The 17446-nt window shown below is 34.6% G+C and carries 18 protein-coding genes; 5 read left to right on the top strand and 13 right to left on the bottom strand.

The features are described from left to right. Window positions 1–8 precede the first annotated feature (8 nt). From LW137_RS03575 to LW137_RS03555, 5 genes are all read right to left on the bottom strand, one after another. Window positions 9–479: a hypothetical protein gene (locus tag LW137_RS03575; RefSeq protein WP_233033257.1), complete on the bottom strand. Its 471-nt coding sequence runs from the start codon at window positions 477–479 to the stop codon at window positions 9–11. Further along, a complete protein-coding gene (gene lpxC, locus LW137_RS03570) occupies window positions 448–1341 on the bottom strand; it encodes a UDP-3-O-acyl-N-acetylglucosamine deacetylase (RefSeq protein ID WP_233033256.1) in 894 nt (297 codons plus the stop codon). The genes LW137_RS03575 and lpxC overlap by 32 nt, the downstream gene beginning before the upstream one ends. Next, window positions 1338–2732 (bottom strand): M23 family metallopeptidase, encoded by a 1395-nt coding sequence (locus tag LW137_RS03565; RefSeq protein ID WP_233033255.1) that lies wholly within the window; start codon window positions 2730–2732, stop codon window positions 1338–1340. Before LW137_RS03565 ends, lpxC begins: the two co-directional genes overlap by 4 nt. A 66-nt stretch (window positions 2733–2798) precedes the next feature. Next, a complete protein-coding gene (flhB, locus tag LW137_RS03560) occupies window positions 2799–3887 on the bottom strand; it encodes a flagellar biosynthesis protein FlhB (protein WP_233033254.1) in 1089 nt (362 codons plus the stop codon). Beyond that, a complete protein-coding gene (locus LW137_RS03555) occupies window positions 3877–4461 on the bottom strand; it encodes an NTP transferase domain-containing protein (protein WP_233033253.1) in 585 nt (194 codons plus the stop codon). Before LW137_RS03555 ends, flhB begins: the two co-directional genes overlap by 11 nt. 166 nt (window positions 4462–4627) lie before the next feature. Here LW137_RS03555 and moaA point away from each other — a divergent pair, with 166 nt between their 5' ends. The 3 genes from moaA to LW137_RS03540 all read left to right on the top strand — a co-directional run bounded on the left by moaA (window position 4628) and on the right by LW137_RS03540 (window position 7382). Next, window positions 4628–5593 carry a GTP 3',8-cyclase MoaA gene (moaA, locus tag LW137_RS03550; protein ID WP_233033252.1) on the top strand — a complete coding sequence of 322 codons (966 nt, stop codon included), beginning with the start codon at window positions 4628–4630 and terminating at the stop codon, window positions 5591–5593. Between the two features lie 266 nt (window positions 5594–5859). Further along, the gene (gene mqnE, locus LW137_RS03545; protein WP_233033251.1) at window positions 5860–6927 is read left to right on the top strand and encodes an aminofutalosine synthase MqnE; all 1068 of its coding nucleotides are present in this window, start codon (window positions 5860–5862) and stop codon (window positions 6925–6927) included. A gap of 8 nt (window positions 6928–6935) precedes the next feature. Then, on the top strand, window positions 6936–7382 hold the full coding sequence (locus LW137_RS03540) for a phosphoribosyltransferase (protein ID WP_233033250.1): 447 nt from the start codon (window positions 6936–6938) through the stop codon (window positions 7380–7382). Here LW137_RS03540 and LW137_RS03535 read toward each other — a convergent pair. Further along, a complete protein-coding gene (locus LW137_RS03535) occupies window positions 7379–7951 on the bottom strand; it encodes a DedA family protein (RefSeq protein ID WP_233033249.1) in 573 nt (190 codons plus the stop codon). The genes LW137_RS03540 and LW137_RS03535 overlap by 4 nt on opposite strands. Before the next feature lie 179 nt (window positions 7952–8130). Between LW137_RS03535 and LW137_RS03530 the strand changes: the two genes are divergently transcribed. Then, window positions 8131–9828, top strand: coding sequence for a hydrogenase small subunit (locus LW137_RS03530; protein ID WP_233033242.1), 1698 nt, complete (start codon window positions 8131–8133; stop codon window positions 9826–9828). A gap of 301 nt (window positions 9829–10129) precedes the next feature. Here the strand turns inward: LW137_RS03530 and LW137_RS03525 are convergent, their stop codons facing one another. The 7 genes from LW137_RS03525 to ruvC all read right to left on the bottom strand — a co-directional run bounded on the left by LW137_RS03525 (window position 10130) and on the right by ruvC (window position 15961). Then, window positions 10130–11356: a KAP family P-loop NTPase fold protein gene (locus LW137_RS03525; protein ID WP_233033241.1), complete on the bottom strand. Its 1227-nt coding sequence runs from the start codon at window positions 11354–11356 to the stop codon at window positions 10130–10132. Between the two features lie 4 nt (window positions 11357–11360). After that, window positions 11361–12068 carry a nucleoside 5-triphosphatase RdgB (dHAPTP, dITP,XTP-specific) gene (locus LW137_RS07265; RefSeq protein ID WP_428845625.1) on the bottom strand — a complete coding sequence of 236 codons (708 nt, stop codon included), beginning with the start codon at window positions 12066–12068 and terminating at the stop codon, window positions 11361–11363. A gap of 85 nt (window positions 12069–12153) precedes the next feature. Beyond that, entirely contained in the window at window positions 12154–12687 is a 534-nt protein-coding gene (locus LW137_RS07260; RefSeq protein ID WP_428845624.1) for a hypothetical protein, read from the bottom strand. Beyond that, window positions 12623–13825, bottom strand: coding sequence for a hypothetical protein (locus LW137_RS07255; protein ID WP_428845615.1), 1203 nt, complete (start codon window positions 13823–13825; stop codon window positions 12623–12625). Before LW137_RS07255 ends, LW137_RS07260 begins: the two co-directional genes overlap by 65 nt. A gap of 17 nt (window positions 13826–13842) precedes the next feature. Next, a complete protein-coding gene (locus LW137_RS03515; RefSeq protein ID WP_233033240.1) occupies window positions 13843–14838 on the bottom strand; it encodes a virulence RhuM family protein in 996 nt (331 codons plus the stop codon). Between the two features lie 2 nt (window positions 14839–14840). Then, on the bottom strand, window positions 14841–15479 hold the full coding sequence (gene thyX / locus LW137_RS03510) for an FAD-dependent thymidylate synthase (RefSeq protein ID WP_233033239.1): 639 nt from the start codon (window positions 15477–15479) through the stop codon (window positions 14841–14843). Continuing rightward, window positions 15476–15961: a crossover junction endodeoxyribonuclease RuvC gene (ruvC, locus tag LW137_RS03505; protein WP_233033238.1), complete on the bottom strand. Its 486-nt coding sequence runs from the start codon at window positions 15959–15961 to the stop codon at window positions 15476–15478. Before ruvC ends, thyX begins: the two co-directional genes overlap by 4 nt. A gap of 95 nt (window positions 15962–16056) precedes the next feature. Here ruvC and dnaA point away from each other — a divergent pair, with 95 nt between their 5' ends. Further along, window positions 16057–17385, top strand: coding sequence for a chromosomal replication initiator protein DnaA (dnaA, locus tag LW137_RS03500; protein ID WP_233033237.1), 1329 nt, complete (start codon window positions 16057–16059; stop codon window positions 17383–17385). Window positions 17386–17446 lie beyond the last annotated feature (61 nt).

Genomic DNA, 17446 nt, shown 5'->3' with positions numbered 1-17446 from the left:
TCTCCTCCTTAAACTGCAGGAAGAATATACAATGGCTCACATTGAGAGCCAAAGGCATCTTCATTTAAAATTTTAGGCAACACAAACACACTCTCTGGCTGTTTTTCAAAACTCTCCAAAACAATTTGTCCTTGCTTTTTTTGAAAATATCGATTTCCAAAAGCCTTGATGGGTGCATTGGAATTGAAAAAAAAGCTATCTACACAAAATAATTCAATACCTTCCACTATATGCAAAGTTTGCAAAAAAATATGAGTCAATTTAATAGCTGTAAAACTCCCAGGACCATTTGCATAAAAAACCCTCTTAACTTTATGCTTTGTGATAACTTCTTGAACCTCAATCAGCGCATCGAGCGTCTTGTCTTCGCACCGAAAAGATTCTTGTAATTGTCCCTGCGTATAAATTCCGTATAAGACAGGATTGAGGCTTGAAAACAAAAGCAAATCATTCTTTGGCATAAGCATACTCAACTTCATATTCTTGCACCTCTTCTGGAAGAGTAACAATCTCATAAGCATCACTTTGGGCTAAAATTTGTTTAGTCAAAAGATGATTGAGCTTATGACTTCCTGCAAAAGCCACATAAGTCCCAAGAAGAGGCATTCCTAGAATTGCCATATCACCAATTGCATCTAAGATTTTATGTCGAGCAAATTCTTCAGGATATCGCAACCCTTCTTTATTTAAAATCCCACTTTCATCTAGCACAATACAATTATGCAATCCTCCCCCCTTAGCAAGACCAACTGATCGCAAATAATTCACCTCACTCAAAAAACCAAAAGTGCGAGCTCTAGCGATTTCTTCTTTGTAGGCTTGGGTACTAAAGCGGAAACAATACACTTGTTCTTTGATACTAGGATGATCAAATTTAATTTTAAAATCAAAAATTGTTTGATCACTTGGCTCAATGCGAACAAACTTTTCTCCGTCTCTAACCTCAATAGGCTTTTTAATCTCAATGGCTCTTTTGCTTGCCCGTAGATACTCAACTCCTGCCTCATCCAATAAAGCACAATAGCCAATCGCACTTCCGTCCATGATTGGAATCTCTTCATTATCAACTTTTACAAGTAGATTATCGATTCCATAAGCATGGACAGCAGATAAAAAATGCTCAATAGTGCTTATCCTTGCTCCATCTTTACCCAACACAGTCGCCATTGTCGTATCGACAACATAATCAGGATGGAGCGGAATCTTAACGCCCAAATCTGTCCTATAAAAAACAATGCCACTATTAGCAGGTAATGGCTCAAGGCTCATCGTGACAGGAACGCCTTTGTGTAATCCAATCCCAACAACCTCAACAGGCTTTTTAATCGTTGTTTGTTTCATTTAATTTGTCCTTTTATGATCTTCTCACCCTTTTGTAAAACAGATGTGATATTGTTCTTAATCCACTTGGAATCCATCCATTCTGCAATCCAAACAAAATGCCCTTGAACAATAATTCCAAAATGCAAATGATCCCCAAAGGCCCATCCTGTAGATCCCGTATAGGCTAGAACAGAATCTTCTTTCAAGAAATCGTCCAATTTTGAATTAAATGTTGAAATATGAGAATAAGAAGATGAAAGACCAAGTGCATGATAAACAACAATCGTATTGCCATAAAGTCCCAATCTCTTTTCTAAAACAACCAATCCAGCATTAGAAAGTAAAATTGGAGCGTGCTTCGTGCTTGCAATATCAAGGCCTAAGTGATATGAATTGCTGACATTTTGATCTTTATAGAAATAATGTCTTGCATCACCAAAAGATCCTACAACCTGCCCGCCCTTCAAAGGATAAAAACGCTCAAAAATAGGTGCCTTATCAATTAATTCTAAAGGGAAATTATTAGATGCTTGATAAATCTCACTCTCATCTTCTCTTCGGATTTCTTCATTAAGATATTTAAATTTAGCTCCACCCTCAGCAAAACTATCAGGATTCTTTCTTCCAATCTGAAGAAGCATTTTATGGACTTGATCAAAATTTTTATCTTGAAGTTTTAAAATAGACTTGCGATAAGCCTTCGTTCTTTTGACAATTGCAACTCGATATTTTGTTTGATTATTTGCATAATCTGTTGCAATAATCAATGGAGAAAATGAAGTGTTTTTAATCGGCCATGCCACAATCACAGCATAGTATCCTTTTGCTATATAGGGAAAAGGTTTAAACTCATCTATTCCATTGCTAAAAATAACACTTTTGAGATTTTCATCCTGAGCTTTAAAAACAATCAACGCACTTCCGCCATAAGTGATTGCAAAAGAAGATGCCACAACATCTACTTTTGGAGCAAGAGAATCAACAATCAAATTGAGCTCTTTTGTTTGAGTATTTCCGCTAAAAAAATTCGCATTACTCCAATCTGTAACGCGAATCACATAGTGCAATTTCTCTCCCTCTTTTAGAGCAATTTTAGGAATAGGAAGATTGATTTTTATTTCTTTGGGTTTATCTAGCACAACCTCTTTGAGATCCAAAACCTTAGCGCCATTTGCAAGAGTGGCAGTGATAGAATATTCTTTGATACTGCTTTCATCACGAAATACAATAGGAACAGGGACTTTGGGATTCCAATATGAGTATTCTTCCATCTCAATTTCTGGCAATCTCTTTTCAAAAATATCCGAATCTTTTACAACATAAACAAGCGTAACAATAAAAACAAAAAATAAAAAGACAAAAAATCCTCTATAGTTTGTTGTTCTCCGATAACCTCTAACTCTTCCCATAACACAAATTCCCAAATGAAGATTGATTGATTCTGATAGTATTTAAAATCATATCAAAAACAATCTTTAAAACTCAAAACGATTGTTTTTGCCTTGCAGTTTTTCAAGCCTAATTACCTCTTTAAGCAAAGCAGCAACAGCGACAAATAAATCATCCTCTATAGGATATTCTATCTCAATACGCGCATAGAGCTCTCGAGCCAATGGAGGATTTTCAATCACTTGTATATCATGTTCTCTTGCAATCGATTTAATACGAATTGCCAGATGATCAATCCCTTTGGCTACAACAATAGGGACTCCAAATTTATCCTTATCTTCCTTATTAAAACGCAATGCTACAGCGTAGTGTGTCGGATTTGTCACGACAACAGAAGCACTAGGAATATTTTTCATCATCCGATTCATAGCAGCCTTCATTTGCATTTGCCGGATTTTCTGTTTGACTTCGGGACTTCCTTCTTGTTGTTTGTGCTCATCTTTAATTTCTTTTTTGCTCATTCTAAGAGATTTGGTGTATTGATATTTCTTAATCAAAAAATCAGTCAAAGATAAAATCGCAAACAAAACCAACAAAACTCCTATCAACAATATGGCTTTATTTCTAAACCAAACCATTTGAGAAAAAATATCTAATCTGCTCATCAATGGAATCTCATCCAAAAAACTCAAAAAAACCAAAAATCCCACGCTAAAAGCCAAAAGAACTTTGAAAGTAATAAACATCCCCTCTATCAATTTTTTGAGTGAAATGACATTTTTGATCCCTGTAAGGGGATTGATCTTTGAAAACTTTGGAATGATTACTTTTGGGGCAAAAAGGAGTCCAAATTGAAAAATATTTCCGAAGACTCCGCCAACAATAAGAGCCAAAAAGATAGGAGAGACCAAAAGAAAAATCTGCCAAGTTAGGGACAAAAATAAATTGAGAGCATCTTGAATGCTGAGCTCGGTTTTCATCTGTCTCATGACTTCAAAATAAACTCTTTGGACCCCATCAAGCCAATAAGAAAAAAGAAAGAAGACTAAACTCAATCCAATCATTAATCCCAAAAATCCAATAACTTCTGGACTTTTGGCAACATTTCCTTCTTCTCTTGCCTTAGCAATTTTTCTAGCCGATGGAGCTTCTGTTTTTTCTTCATCAGATGCCATTTTTTATCCTCTCAAGAGCCAATACATAATCTTCTTTTGTGTTGAGATTGCTAAAAGACTCTTCGCTATCAAATAAAACATAATCAGCACAGCACACTTGAATAAGGCTAGACATCTTATAGTCCTCTTTTTGTATCTTTTCTCTTAAAATAGGAAGAACTTTATTTGTATATATCCCAATCAAGAAATGAGATTTCTCTAAAGTTTTTGCATAAACAATATCTGAATTGCATTCTAAAAATTTCTTCTGGATTTGCAAAAAATGCTCTTCTTGCAAAAATGGGCAATCTACAGAAACAATAAATGGGTTTTGAGAAAGATTTTGCAATGCCATTTGAAGACCTATCATAGGCGAAAAAATCGGACTCTTTTCAATCAAAAGCGATACTCCCAATCTCTCATAAAATTTCACATGTTCTTGTTTGCAACACAAATAAACCTTTTCAAAGATCATTTGATATTTTTTGATGAGAAAACCAAGCAATGTCCTTCCTCCAAAAGAAAGCAATGCCTTGTTTTCACCCATTCTAGAACTTTTTCCTCCACACAAAATCACACAGGGTCTAGTAATCAACTCTTGTCTCCATTTTGGTCAAATCATCAAATTGTAATCATTACACAACAAAAAGCAACTTGTTTTCGTTATATTTCCAAAAACATAATGAAAATATTAATTAATTAAGTTTTACTGAAGACACAAACCCAACCCAAATAAGATCATTTTGGGACTAGGAGCAAAAATGCTAATTGATTCTTTTGATCGAAAAATTGAGTATCTAAGAGTATCTGTCACTAAGCAATGCAATTTTAGATGCCAATATTGTATGCCTGATACTCCAGAGAACTTCTCAGATACATCCTCACTGATTCCTTTGGACAAAATGCTTGAATTTATCAAAGTCGCCATTGATGAGGGAATCAAAAAAATAAGAATTACAGGTGGGGAACCTCTTTTGCGTAAGGATTTGGCAAACTTTATTGCCTCAATCCGATCTTATTCTCCAGAAATTGAGCTAGCATTGACAACCAATGGGTTCTTTCTCAAGCAATATGCACAAGCTCTCAAAGATGCGGGACTTAATCGCCTCAATATTTCCCTTGATTCTCTCCAAGCTTCAAAAGTTGCTCTAATCTCCAAACGCGATGTTTTACCTCAAATTTTAGAAGGTATTGATGAAGCACAAAAGGTTGGATTCCCTATCAAAGTCAATATGGTTCCACTCAAGGGAATCAATGATGATGAAATTCTTCCAATGCTTGAGTATGCAATGCAAAGAAAAATCACCCTGCGTTTTATAGAATTTATGGAAAACGATCACGCACGCTCTCACCTTAAAGGGCTCAATGAGGCTGAGATTTTGCACATCATCTCTCAAAAATATCGCATTATAGAAGTTCCCAAACAAACACTAGGGCCATCCAAAAGTTATCAACTTGAAAATGGAACAAAGTTTGGAATCATCGCACCACACAATGATGATTTTTGCAAAAGCTGCAATCGTATCCGCCTAACAAGTGAAGGAACTATTTGCCCTTGCCTTTACTATCAAGAAGCAGTGGATGCCAAAGAGGGGATCTTAGAAGGTGATTCCCAAAAAATGAGAGAATCTATTCGTCTTTCTGTAAAAAACAAACCAGAAAAAAATCAATGGGACTTAGAGCAAAATGAGCATAGTGCAAGGGCATTTTATTACACAGGGGGATAAGGTTCAAAAGCAACCCCGATAAATAAAAAGCTCATTTTAAATATTCAAGCTCTCTAGCTTTGAATGTCAAAGTAAAGATTAAAGACTTGATTTGACTATGTGGTTATGATTTCTATCTTCTTAACACTACACACCCTTATTTCAAAACTAAATTGCCCTAGAAGATAGCTTAGTTTTACGCACGATCAAGAATGGGATATTTACGCATCCTTTAAGAATTGTGATTTGATTTGTTAAAATAAGACATTTTTTCTTCGAGGTTTTTTATGGATATTCTAGATCGCTTAGAGCAAGGAGAAGAACTTCATCCAAGCCAGCTTGCCAAACTTTATGAATATGATCTGCTCACTCTTGGAGAGATAGCAGATCAAAAACGCAAACAACTTTATGGAAGTAAAGTATTTTTCAATATCAATCGCCATATCAATCCAAGCAATATCTGTGCAGATGTATGTAAATTTTGTGCCTTTTCAGCAAGTCGCAAGAATCCAAACCCTTATGAAATGAATCTAGATGAGATTCTTCAAATTGCCCAAAATGCTCACAATAAAGGAGCAAAAGAAGTCCATATCGTGAGCTCTCATAGTCCAAATTACACCTATGAGTGGTATATGGGAATGTTTCAAGAAATAAAAAAATCTTTTCCGGATCTTCATATCAAGGCAATGACAGCTGCAGAAGTAGATTATTTTTCACGGCGATTTGGCAAAAGCTATGAAGAAGTCTTAGAAGATATGGCAAAAAATGGCGTAGATTCTATGCCTGGGGGAGGAGCTGAGATTTTCAATGAAGAAATAAGAAAAATCATCTGTCAAGGGAAAGTTAAATCTAACGATTGGCTTAAGATTCACTCTATTTGGCACAAAATGGGAAGATATAGCAATGCCACGATGCTCTTTGGACACATTGAGCAAAGAGAACACAGAATCGATCATATGCTACGCCTCAAACAAACACAAACAACAAATAAAGAAGGAGGGTTTAATGCCTTTATCCCCCTTTTATATCAAAAAGAGAACAACTATCTCAATGTAAAACAATTCCCAAGTGCCCAAGAGATTCTAAAAACTATTGCAATCGCTAGAATTTTATTAGATAATATCCCACACATAAAAGCCTACTGGGCAACGCTAGGACTAAATCTTGCTCTTGTGGCTCAAGAATTTGGTGCAGATGATATCGATGGAACAATTGAAGTTGAAAGTATTCAATCTAGAGCTGGTGCCAAAAGCGCTTCAGGAATTGAGCTAGAAGAGCTTATTTTCAAAATCAAAGATGCTGGCTTTAGAGCGATTGAAAGAGACAGTCTGTATCATGAAATCAAAGAATATTAAGGAAAAATATGCAGTATTACCCCTATGATGAGTTTTTAAAAGATGCTCGTACTTTATTTGAAAAAATTGATTCTCAAATTGGAAAACCCGATGCCATTATCGCGATTGCTAGGGGGGGTCTTACTCTTGCACATATGTTATCTTTGAGATGGAATCTTCGAGAAGTTTATTCACTCAATGCAATTTCTTATGATGGAAACAAACAGCAAGAGCTCATTATCAAAAATGTTCCTAATATCAACAAAGACTTTAAGAAGGTTTTGATTGTTGATGAGATTGTTGATAGCGGAAAAAGTTTGCACAAAATTATGGAAATCCTAAGAGAGGAAAATGCGGATATCAAATTTTACTCAGCAGTTGTATTTCAAAAACAAAATGCCCAAATTAAAGCTGACTTTTTTATCAGAGAACCCCAAGATTGGATTGACTTCTTTTGGGAAAGAGATATGTTCTAATTCCTTTTAGAAACCCTCTTTTCTTTCCATTTCATTACACACCAAAGAACTCCGAGCAAGAAAACAAATCCTAAAGGCATCGCATAAGGATATTCCTTAAATCTCTCAAACAATTTCATTGCCAAATTAGATGCAAAATACCCTCCAATTCCCATCAAAGCACTCCATACAAAACAAGCAATACTATTCCATATAAAAAATTTCATAAAAGGATATTTACTGATCCCAACCACTAAAGGAAGAAGAGTTTTAAAACCATAAATGTATTTATTGATAAAAATAAGTGCAATCCCATAATGCCTAAACCAAAGATTGACAAGCGCAATTTTTCGCCTATGTTTTTGAAGATATTTTTTGAGATCTTGTTTTTGATTTCTTCCCAAATAAACCAACAATGCACTGCCAACAATATTGCCACAAGAAGCGATCAATAAACTCAAAACCAAATCCATTTTTCCCAAAGCAGATAAAACTCCGGCCGCTACAATTCCTACAAGTCCTCCTCCAAAAGAATAAAAAAACAAAAAAATATAGCCATAAGTCTCAAGATTCCCTATTGTTTCTTGCATATCTTCTCCGAATCATAAAAAATCATTACAAAACTATATATTTTACATTTAAAAAAATTCTAAGATAAATGTTCTTTTTGGTTACATTTAAACATAAAATATTTTGTTTTATCTTCTTGCATTTTTTTCCTATAAAAAAATCTACTACTATTAAAAAAGTAAAGTATCGGAGAGAATCAATGGAAGAAATCATCAAACAACGCTTACAAACTTTGAAACATACCTATATGAATCCAAGAGAATTTAATGATCAAGAAAAAGAATGGATTAAAAGTGCTATCAATCTTTTGGGGCTTCCTAAAGAGCATTTAGAATCATATTATGAGATTTTAAGTTATTCTCGTCTGAAAGTTATTTGGCTTCATATGGAAGAGTGCTCAGGATGTAGTGAAAGTATTTTGATGTCTTCTGATTTTAGTTTTGAGCGATTTGTTATTGATTTTATGCAGATTCAATATCACGATATGCTTATGGCCAATAGTGGTCATCAAACCAAACAAACACTCAAAGATTGTATCGGTCATGATCCTTATATTCTTATCGTAGAAGGAAGTGTTTCAGAAGAGGGGGATATGTTTCTTACACTTGGGGCTGAAGCTCATAGTGGAGCTCACGAATGTAGAGAGCTTGCTGAAAATGCCAAATTTATCGTTGCCGTAGGGTCTTGTTCTTCTTTTGGTGGAATCCAAGTCGCTCATCCCAATCCAACCAAAGCCAAACCTCTCTCAGAAATTATTCACAAGCCTACAATCAATATTGCTGGATGTCCTCCGAGTGATACTAATATCTGTACAACTTTACTTTATCTTGCAATTATGGGAGAAACACCTCCTCTTGATGAGCTTCATCGTCCTATATGGTCCCATGGGAAAACTGTGCATGATTTATGCGAACGCAAAGGAGCATTTGGAGCAGGAGAGTTTGTCCAAGAATTTGGAGATGAAGGATCAAAACTAGGCTATTGCCTTTATAAAGTCGGATGTCGTGGTCCTTATGTTTATAATAATTGTGGAAAAGTCAAATTTAATTCCAAAATGAGCTGGCCTATTCAAGCAGGACATGGATGCATCGGCTGTAGTGAGCCAAATTTCTGGGATAATATGGGAAAATTTGAAAATCCTATGGGGAATAACATTCCCAAACTAAAAGAAGGCAAAGAATATCTTCCAAAACTCGCAAGCTACACCAAAATACCAAAAATCTATTCTCTTGAAGAATTTAAACAATACTCTCAAAATGAAAATCTCAATCATGCCCTCTTAATCAAACTTGATTATGAAAAAAACACACTTCTATATTCTTATAAAGATAGTGAATGCAAGCAAATTGATGGATTTAGCTTTGAATCAAATCCTAGAATATTATTTGACACACTCGCAACCAAAACAAAAATTGGTGGAAAACTTGCCTCTAACTATTTCAAAGCTTTTCCAAGTAAAGAAACCTTTATCCAAACTCTCAGCCAAGAAAGCAAAATAAGTGGAAATCTTTGCGATATGTTTAGCGTGGTTTGCATGCTTTTGGGAGAGGATAGAATCTATTCAAATGCTGAATTGGTCAGCCTTGCAGAGCAATTTATCCACAACTATGGAAGCAAATATGCGATGAAATTTAAGACAGATTCTGAAGGAAAATACAATGTGGATTTTTCCAAATTCCTAAATCCTGTGTTCTCCTATGCTGTAGGTGGGCTTGATCTTTATGGAATCTGTTATGGAGTGATTGATAGCTATGCTGAGAGCTTTGGAGAGATTGCAAATGAATATGAACATATTATTTTGTGCGGAGATGTCTTTAGTGTTACACCCAATCTTTTCACACAAAAATTTCTTCAATACGGGAGAACAAAGAGATTTTACTTGGCTTTGGGGGAATAGTCTAAAATTTCTATAAAACTTCTAAAACTAGCACTTAGTCATTCTGACTAAGTGTGCAGAATATCTAATCAAAATCTCAAAATAAAATCAAAAACACTGCAAAACCAACAATAGAGAGATTGCAGAGCTTGGCAAATCCTTGGACTATCGCACAGAGATATATGGAGAGGAATATCGCTTTGGCATGGAGGGGGAAGTGGTAGAGATGTGAGTGTGTATGGTTTTGAATCATAACCCTTGTCATCTGGACTAAAAGTGAGAGTTTGGTTTAATGGAGTTACAGCTAGTTCAATAACCCTTTTTATTTTGCAAAATTTTCCAAAAATCGCACTCCCTGATAAATTTTAGAAACAACTTCAAAATAACCTTCTTCATTTTCTAAGTAATTATTAGAATTATTTCTTACTAGATCAACTTGTCTAAAAATTAAATCAAATTGTTTATCCAAAATTTCAAGTATTTTTGAGTTTTTATTTTGAGAATACTCTCTATATTTATTTGTTAAGTCATACGAAATTTTCTCATACTCACTCTTGTTTAGTTTTTCAACTTCAGTTAAAACAAGAACGATAAGAACTTGCATTGCAAAAGCTCCATTATATATATCCCTATTTAGTGGGATCACAATCCTGATTTGATCAAAAAATTGTTTCAATTCACGCAAAGTGAGATTTTTGTAGTTGCTTATAATTTCAATTAGAGCCAAGTTTATTTCATCTGTACGCAAGTTGTAGGGAATGTCCCTTTTTATGCTTTCGTAAAGAAATTGCTGATATTTACTTTGGTGATCTATGCTTAGATGATATTCCAAATCAAAAAATCGCTTGAGATATTGATTTGTATCAATGTTGCCATATTGAGATTTGATCGATTCCCCAAGCTGTTCTTTGTCAATAGAGAGGACAAACACCACGCCGCTTGTGCCAAAAAGGTGTTTCACTCTCTCCAAAAGCTCGATTGCATACAAGGGGCGACAACGATCAAGCTCATCAATAAAAATTACAAATTTTTTATCTGTAATATCTTGAAAAACTTTCTTTATATCTTCCTTGATTTTTTCAAGAAGTGATTTTTCTTTGGGATAATTTTTTACGCTTTTTTCAAACTCATCGCAAGCAATTTTTATAACTTCCTCATATCCTGTACCAAATTTTTGTTGCATATAGCCTTTTGCCAATTCCCAACTTCCCTTGACTCCAATTTTGGCTATCTTTTTAACTACTTTTTCCAACCCTTTTTCAACTGTTTTCTCAATATCCTCATTTTTCTTGATATAGCCCTGAATCTCCCCCAAAATCGCAATCAAAGGCTCACTAGAGCAATCATCTTCCCACGCACTAAAATATAAACTTGGAATCCCTTTGCTCACAAGATACTTGTGCCACATTTCTATAAAAGTAGTTTTTCCCATACCCCACGAAGCATTGACTGCCAAAACATTGAGTTCAAAATCACTCTCTATTAGCGAGGTTAGAGAACAAATTGCAGGTTCTCTCCCTAATTTATCGTTTTTAAAAATATCACTCATTTTTCTACTCCCTCAAAAATCCATACTCATAAATCTTTGGCTCTAATTTTTTAGCTAGGGTGTTAAGAGATTCTGTGAGAGTGGCGATGAGGACTTTGTAGTGAGAATCTTCTGCTTTGTTTGGGGGATTCATCACTCCTTTTGCATTCCTTCCTTGAAAAAACTCTTTGATGTCATAAAGTGAGGCATTGACATTATAGGGCTTGGTGCTGAAGTCTTGGGCGTGATAGTAGGCAAAAACCTCTCTCCCTGCTTCAAACACTGCCTTAGCTTCAGGGCTAAACTCTAGCTTCTCGCTCATTCCCTCACTTCCAAAAAGAGAATCCGAGCTAGTGTCTAGCTTGACTTTGCCACGCATAAAACGAGTCATAAAATCGCTTTCAAATGCACTTTTTGCCCCTACTTCAGATTCTGTAAAGGGAATAAAGTGGTTTGTCCCATTTTGACTTGAGATTTTGTTTTGTCCGTGAAAAAGAGTGAAAGCCAAACAATCACTTTGAAATTCCTTGTCCTCTTCCCATAATAAATTTGGAGCATAAAATTGATCTCTGTCATTGATCCAAGTTGCTTCTATTGCGTGGCGAACAGCAAGATATATAGCTGCTTGAATTAAATTTTTTGAAACAATCGATTGATAAATAATATGCGCATTTCCTTTGATATCAATAATGGCAATATGATTATTCTGCTGAAAATCTGGAGCATCTGCCATTAAATAGGCAACAATATTTTCACTCTTGGATTGAAAGCTCCTCAACCAATGATTGATAGTTTTATCTTTGATATTGTAGAACTTCTTATTTCCCAAAAAAACGATTTTCTCGATCAAATACTTTGACTTCAATTGATTCAAATTTTTGTTTTTTGCAAGTATCCCACATCAAAAAACCTATAGGGAATTTTCCTTTGACATTGTCAAAAGTATCTGCTGGAGTGATAAAGCCTCCTAAAAATTGGGCTTTGAAAGTTTCTCGGAATTTGATGAAGTTTTGAGAATTTACATATTTTAATGTTGAAAAGGCTCCCAATATACAACCACTCATTTCAGTATAGATTCTTATAAAAAATTGTGTAAAAAGCTCATTATTTGCTCTGCCTAATACTTCGTTATATCTTTCACTAGTTTTATTCCCTTTAGCAACCAAAGCTTTATGATTGCCCGTTTTCTTTTCTGTTGATGAGTTGCCTGCCTCAGCATAAGGGGGATTGATATAAATCACAAGCTTTTGCCTCTTTTTCTTATCTTTTAGTATTTCTTGCAAAGCTTTAGGAAGCTTTGAAGCTACAATGCCCCCCCCCCCCCGAAGAGCTTGGGGTATCAAAAAACTCATCATTGAGAAAATCAAACTGAAAAATGTGATTTTCAAAGAGGTTTGCTCCATTTTTGATTCTCTCTTTGATGACATCGACATCGGCTTGATCGAGCGTGGAGCAGAAGACATTTCTAGGATTAGAAAGCCCTGAGAGGAGATTGCCCGTCCCTCCTGCACAATCCCATATATAATACTCCTCTTGCCAATCCTCTCCTAGTGCTTTGGCCAAGTATTCTTGAGATTTTTGCACCCAAATTTTGGGAGTAAAAAACGCTCCTTTTCGCTCCCTGACATCTTGAGCGACTAGCAGATCCCTTCTTGCGATGATGTATTCCCAAAACTCCTCTCTTGGAGGGCGTTTATACACACTCCAAAAAATTTGATGAGCTTTTTGTTGATCTTTGAAATTTGCGATTTCATTGGTTTGTGTGCCAAGGAGTGTGAGTTTTTTGTTGAACTCATAATGCGAGCCTTTAAGAATGGCATAGAGCTTGTCTGTGATTGTGGAGTTTTCTTTGGAGAGCAAATCAGCTAGATAAAAATCAGCATCCAAAATTCCCACTTCCTTGGCTCTCTCCCAATCAATGCTAATGCTATCTTTGACCACCTCTACCCATTTGAAATACACGCTGACAAAGTTGTTTTTGTCTATTTCATATTTGTTGATTTCATCTGTAGTGAGATTTTGAGAGATAAAACTTGAGAGTTCTTTGCTTTGGTTTTCATAGAAAAATAGAATCATTTCTTTTTCTAAGATGGGTTTGAGTTGAGTGAGGAGAGAGAGGAATTGAGGGGTTTTGTGATCACTTGGGGTTACGCTCCAATTGATGTCGTTTTGATAAAAGATTTCTTGAATACACGCAAAGGGAAGAAAAGCAAACTTCTCTGTATCAAATGCTCCTAGGAATTTTGGAGTTTGCTGAGTATTGTAGCGATATTTTCCGATAGTGAGAATGAGCTGGATAAAGGACTCATAGACACAAGAATCTTTACCATTTTTGGCTTCCGCCCATAAGAGATTGATTTCACCCAAGATCCCAAGATTTTGTGTAATAGTGAAGTCGATCTTATCTCCAAAATAATTAAAGTCTTGAAAATACAAATCTTTTATCTTGCTTTTGAGTTTTTCTTCTGTGAGGTTTAAAAACTGATTCATCTATTCTCCATGTTAGATCAAATATTTTTTGCTAATTCCTTTGCCAAATCTTCTAATTCTTTTTCATCTTTTTTTTGAGCCAAGAGTTTGGCTTCTTCTTTTCTAAGAGCATCAAAAATCTCATATTCTTCATAAACAAGTTTTTCCATCTCTTCTTTGCTTATATTTCCATTCCCCTCCAAAACCTTTTTGCCCTGAAATTCCAAAAGCCTATCTACATTCTTTTTCCAAAAAGAAAGTGTCAGATCTTTTTCTTCTTTTACTCTAAGCTCTGCAGATTCTAAGAAAACATTGACTAAGCGATTAAGACGATCAAGTTCATCGGCATTGAGATAGTTTTTGGCGATGATAATGTCCCCCTTTCGCACTACACTTCCTTTCCATGCACTTAATCCCATATTCGGTTTAGAATGATCCGCTCGCTCACAAATCAATTCACTTGCTGTTTTTTCTGTAATTGCATAAAGAAGCTTATTTTGAATTTGTGCAAAAAACATTTGTGTCGCTTTATCATTTGAATCATAATCACTACTTAATGCAAAAAGATCACGCACTTTTTGATAAAACCGCATTTCTGAAGCACGAATCTCACGAATACGCTCCAAAAGTTCATCAAAATAATCTGTGCGTCCATTGGGATTTTTTAACCTCTCTGTATCGATCAAAAAACCCTTTTGGAGATAGGTTTGGAGATTTTCATTTGCCCATTTGCGAAATTGCAAACCTCTTTTACTTCTAACGCGAAACCCAATCGCTAAAATCATTTCCAAAGAATAAAACTTAACTTTGTATTGCTTTCCATCTTTGGCAGTTGTCAAGTTTTCTTTGACAACTAAATCTTCCCTTAATTCCGCGTCTTCAAAGATATTTTGAATATGTAAAGAGACATTTTGTTTAGAGGTGTCAAAAAGTTTGGCGATCAACTCTTGTGTAAGCCAGACACTTTGTCCAAATTCATAAAGCTCAACTTTGACCTTGCCATCTTGAGTGTGATAAATAAGAATATTATCCATTCTTATTTTTCTTCACCTTCATTATTCATTACTCCTTCAAATAAGAATCGATGCTCTTTTGGCAATGCCTCAAACAAAGCAAAAGCAAGTTCTCTGATTTCCCATAATGCTGCTTTTGAACTTCTTAGAATAAGGAAGTTTTGCAACGCTCTTGCATTCACACTCCAAGCTAGAGAAGTTTTGTAAGACTCAGGCATTGCATATTTAGCTAGATCATTTGAGATTCCCTCAAGAAGAAGAGTTTGGAGATTTTTAAGTGCTTGAATAGAAAATTCATCTACTTGTTGATTCCCACTCATAACTAAATATTTAGAAGCATTTTTTACAACATCTTCTTCACTTTTAAGTTCTTTAAGTGTATAGCGGGAGGATTTGACAGAAAGAGAAGCATGACGATGGCGTGCGAGTTCTTGCAAACACGCCCTAGAGATTCCCTCAATTGCAAAGTTATATGTAAGATGTTCGGCTACAGATCCATGCTTATGTTTATTTAAAATGCGATCAAGAAAATCTTTATCTGCTTGAATAATCTCATCTGTAGGAATTGTATAGCATCCTCCTCTTTCTTGAGATTGCCAACAAGTGCGTCCAGCTTGCACACAAATTGAAAGTGGTGTATGAAAAAGTAATGAAATCCTCATTTGTTACCTCCTTGAAATTTTAATCTTTGAATATGAGTGATTCCCACAGCAATTGCATCAGTAATATCCAAAGGTTTAATCTCTTTTGTGATTCCTAAAAGTTTTTTTACCATAAAAGCTACCTGTATCTTATCGGCTTTGGCTTTTCCTGTAAGAGCCTTTTTAACTTGCAATGGAGTATATTCATAAAAATTCCCAATCTCTTGCAAAATTTTTAAACTCAATGCCCCACGAAACTGAGCCAATTTAATCACAGTTTGAGGGTTATATGCATAAAAAATACTTTCAATTGCAACTTGATCAATTTTTTGGTGTTTGAGTACCAAATCAATACCTTCTACAAATTCTAAAATTTGAGCTTGTAATTCTCGTTCTTTGATTTTTATAAATCCTGCTTCAAGAAGTTTCATTTTTTGATTCTCAAAATTTAAAATCGCATATCCACAATTCCGACTTCCAGGATCAATGCCTAAAATATTCACTTAATTTCTATTCCTACTATGCTTTTTGTTAATATTTTTTCCAACAATTTCACAACTTTTTTCACATTGTGAAAACTTAAAAATGGAGCAATAAAATGATAGGAAATGATATATTAAAAAAACTTAAAGACAAGATAAGTCTTGAAGAATATGAACATTATATTTCTAAACTCAAATTTGATGAAAATGCCTCAAAATCGGATCTTAAAGTTTTCAGTGCTCCAAATATCTTTTTAGCAAATTGGATTAATAATAAGTATTCTCAAGAGATTGCTTTTCTTTTTGAAGAACATCTTCAAACTAAACCAGAAATCAAAATAATCGTTGAATCTAAAAAAGAAGATGTGAAAACTTCAACACTTCAACAAATCCAAAAAAAAACTATTACAAAAACCTTTCTTAATCCCTCTTATACTTTTTCTTCTTTTGTTGTAGGAGATAGCAATAAACTTGCTTTTGAAGTATCTAAAATCATCGCTCAAACCCAAGCCAAAAAATATAATCCTGTGCTTTTGTATGGGGGAACAGGTTTGGGCAAAACTCATCTTCTCAATGCCATTGGAAATGAAGTTGCAAATAAAGGCAAAAATGTTATTTATGTCACTGCAGAGCAATTTTTAAATGATTATATGGTCAGAATCAATAACAATACGATGGATCGATTCCGTGAAAAATATAGAAATTGTGATTATTTATTGATTGATGATGTGCAATTTTTTGGTGGAAAAGAAAAGATTCAAGAAGAATTTTTTCACACTTTCAATGAGTTACATAACAGTTTTAAACAAATTGTGATGACAAGTGATAAAGCTCCCAAAAAAATCCTTGGACTTGAAGAAAGACTTAAAAGTCGCTTTGAATGGGGATTTTGTGCAGATATTATTCCTCCAGAATTTGAAACAAAAATTGCCATCATTCAGCAAAAATGTCAAATCAATGGAATCCATATCGATGAAGAAACGATACATTTTTTAGCTTCACATATCAATGATAATATTCGTCAAATCGAAGGAATTCTTATCAAACTTAATGTTCAAGCTTCTATTATGGGACAAGATATCACCCTCAAAATGGCAAAAAATGCAATCAAAGAATCATTAGAAGAAAACAACGAAAATATTACACTCGAAAACATCATCAAAATGGTTTCAAAAGCTCTCAATATCAAACCCTCAGAAATTAAAAGTAAAAGTCGCACCAAAAAAGTTGCTGAAGCTAGACGTTTTGTAATTTATCTTGCACGATCATTGACGCCAAACTCAATGCCCGTCTTAGCAAAAGAACTCAATATGAAAGATCATAGTGCTATTTCAAAAGCCTATAAAAAAATGCAAGAAGAAACTGAAGAAAATCTTCACACAAAAGCAATTATTGATGAAATCAAAACAAAAATTCAAGAAGAGCAAACTAAGAAAGATCTTTGATTCTAAGATAAAATGATGGATTTATAATAAAATATTTAAGTGAATAAATGTGAAAAATAAA

It is taken from the genome of Helicobacter kayseriensis (assembly GCF_021300655.1).
In the GTDB taxonomy this organism is placed as follows: domain Bacteria; phylum Campylobacterota; class Campylobacteria; order Campylobacterales; family Helicobacteraceae; genus Helicobacter_G; species Helicobacter_G kayseriensis.
Note: the sequence above shows the minus strand (reverse complement) of the source record. Positions and strands in the feature narration are given on the sequence as shown.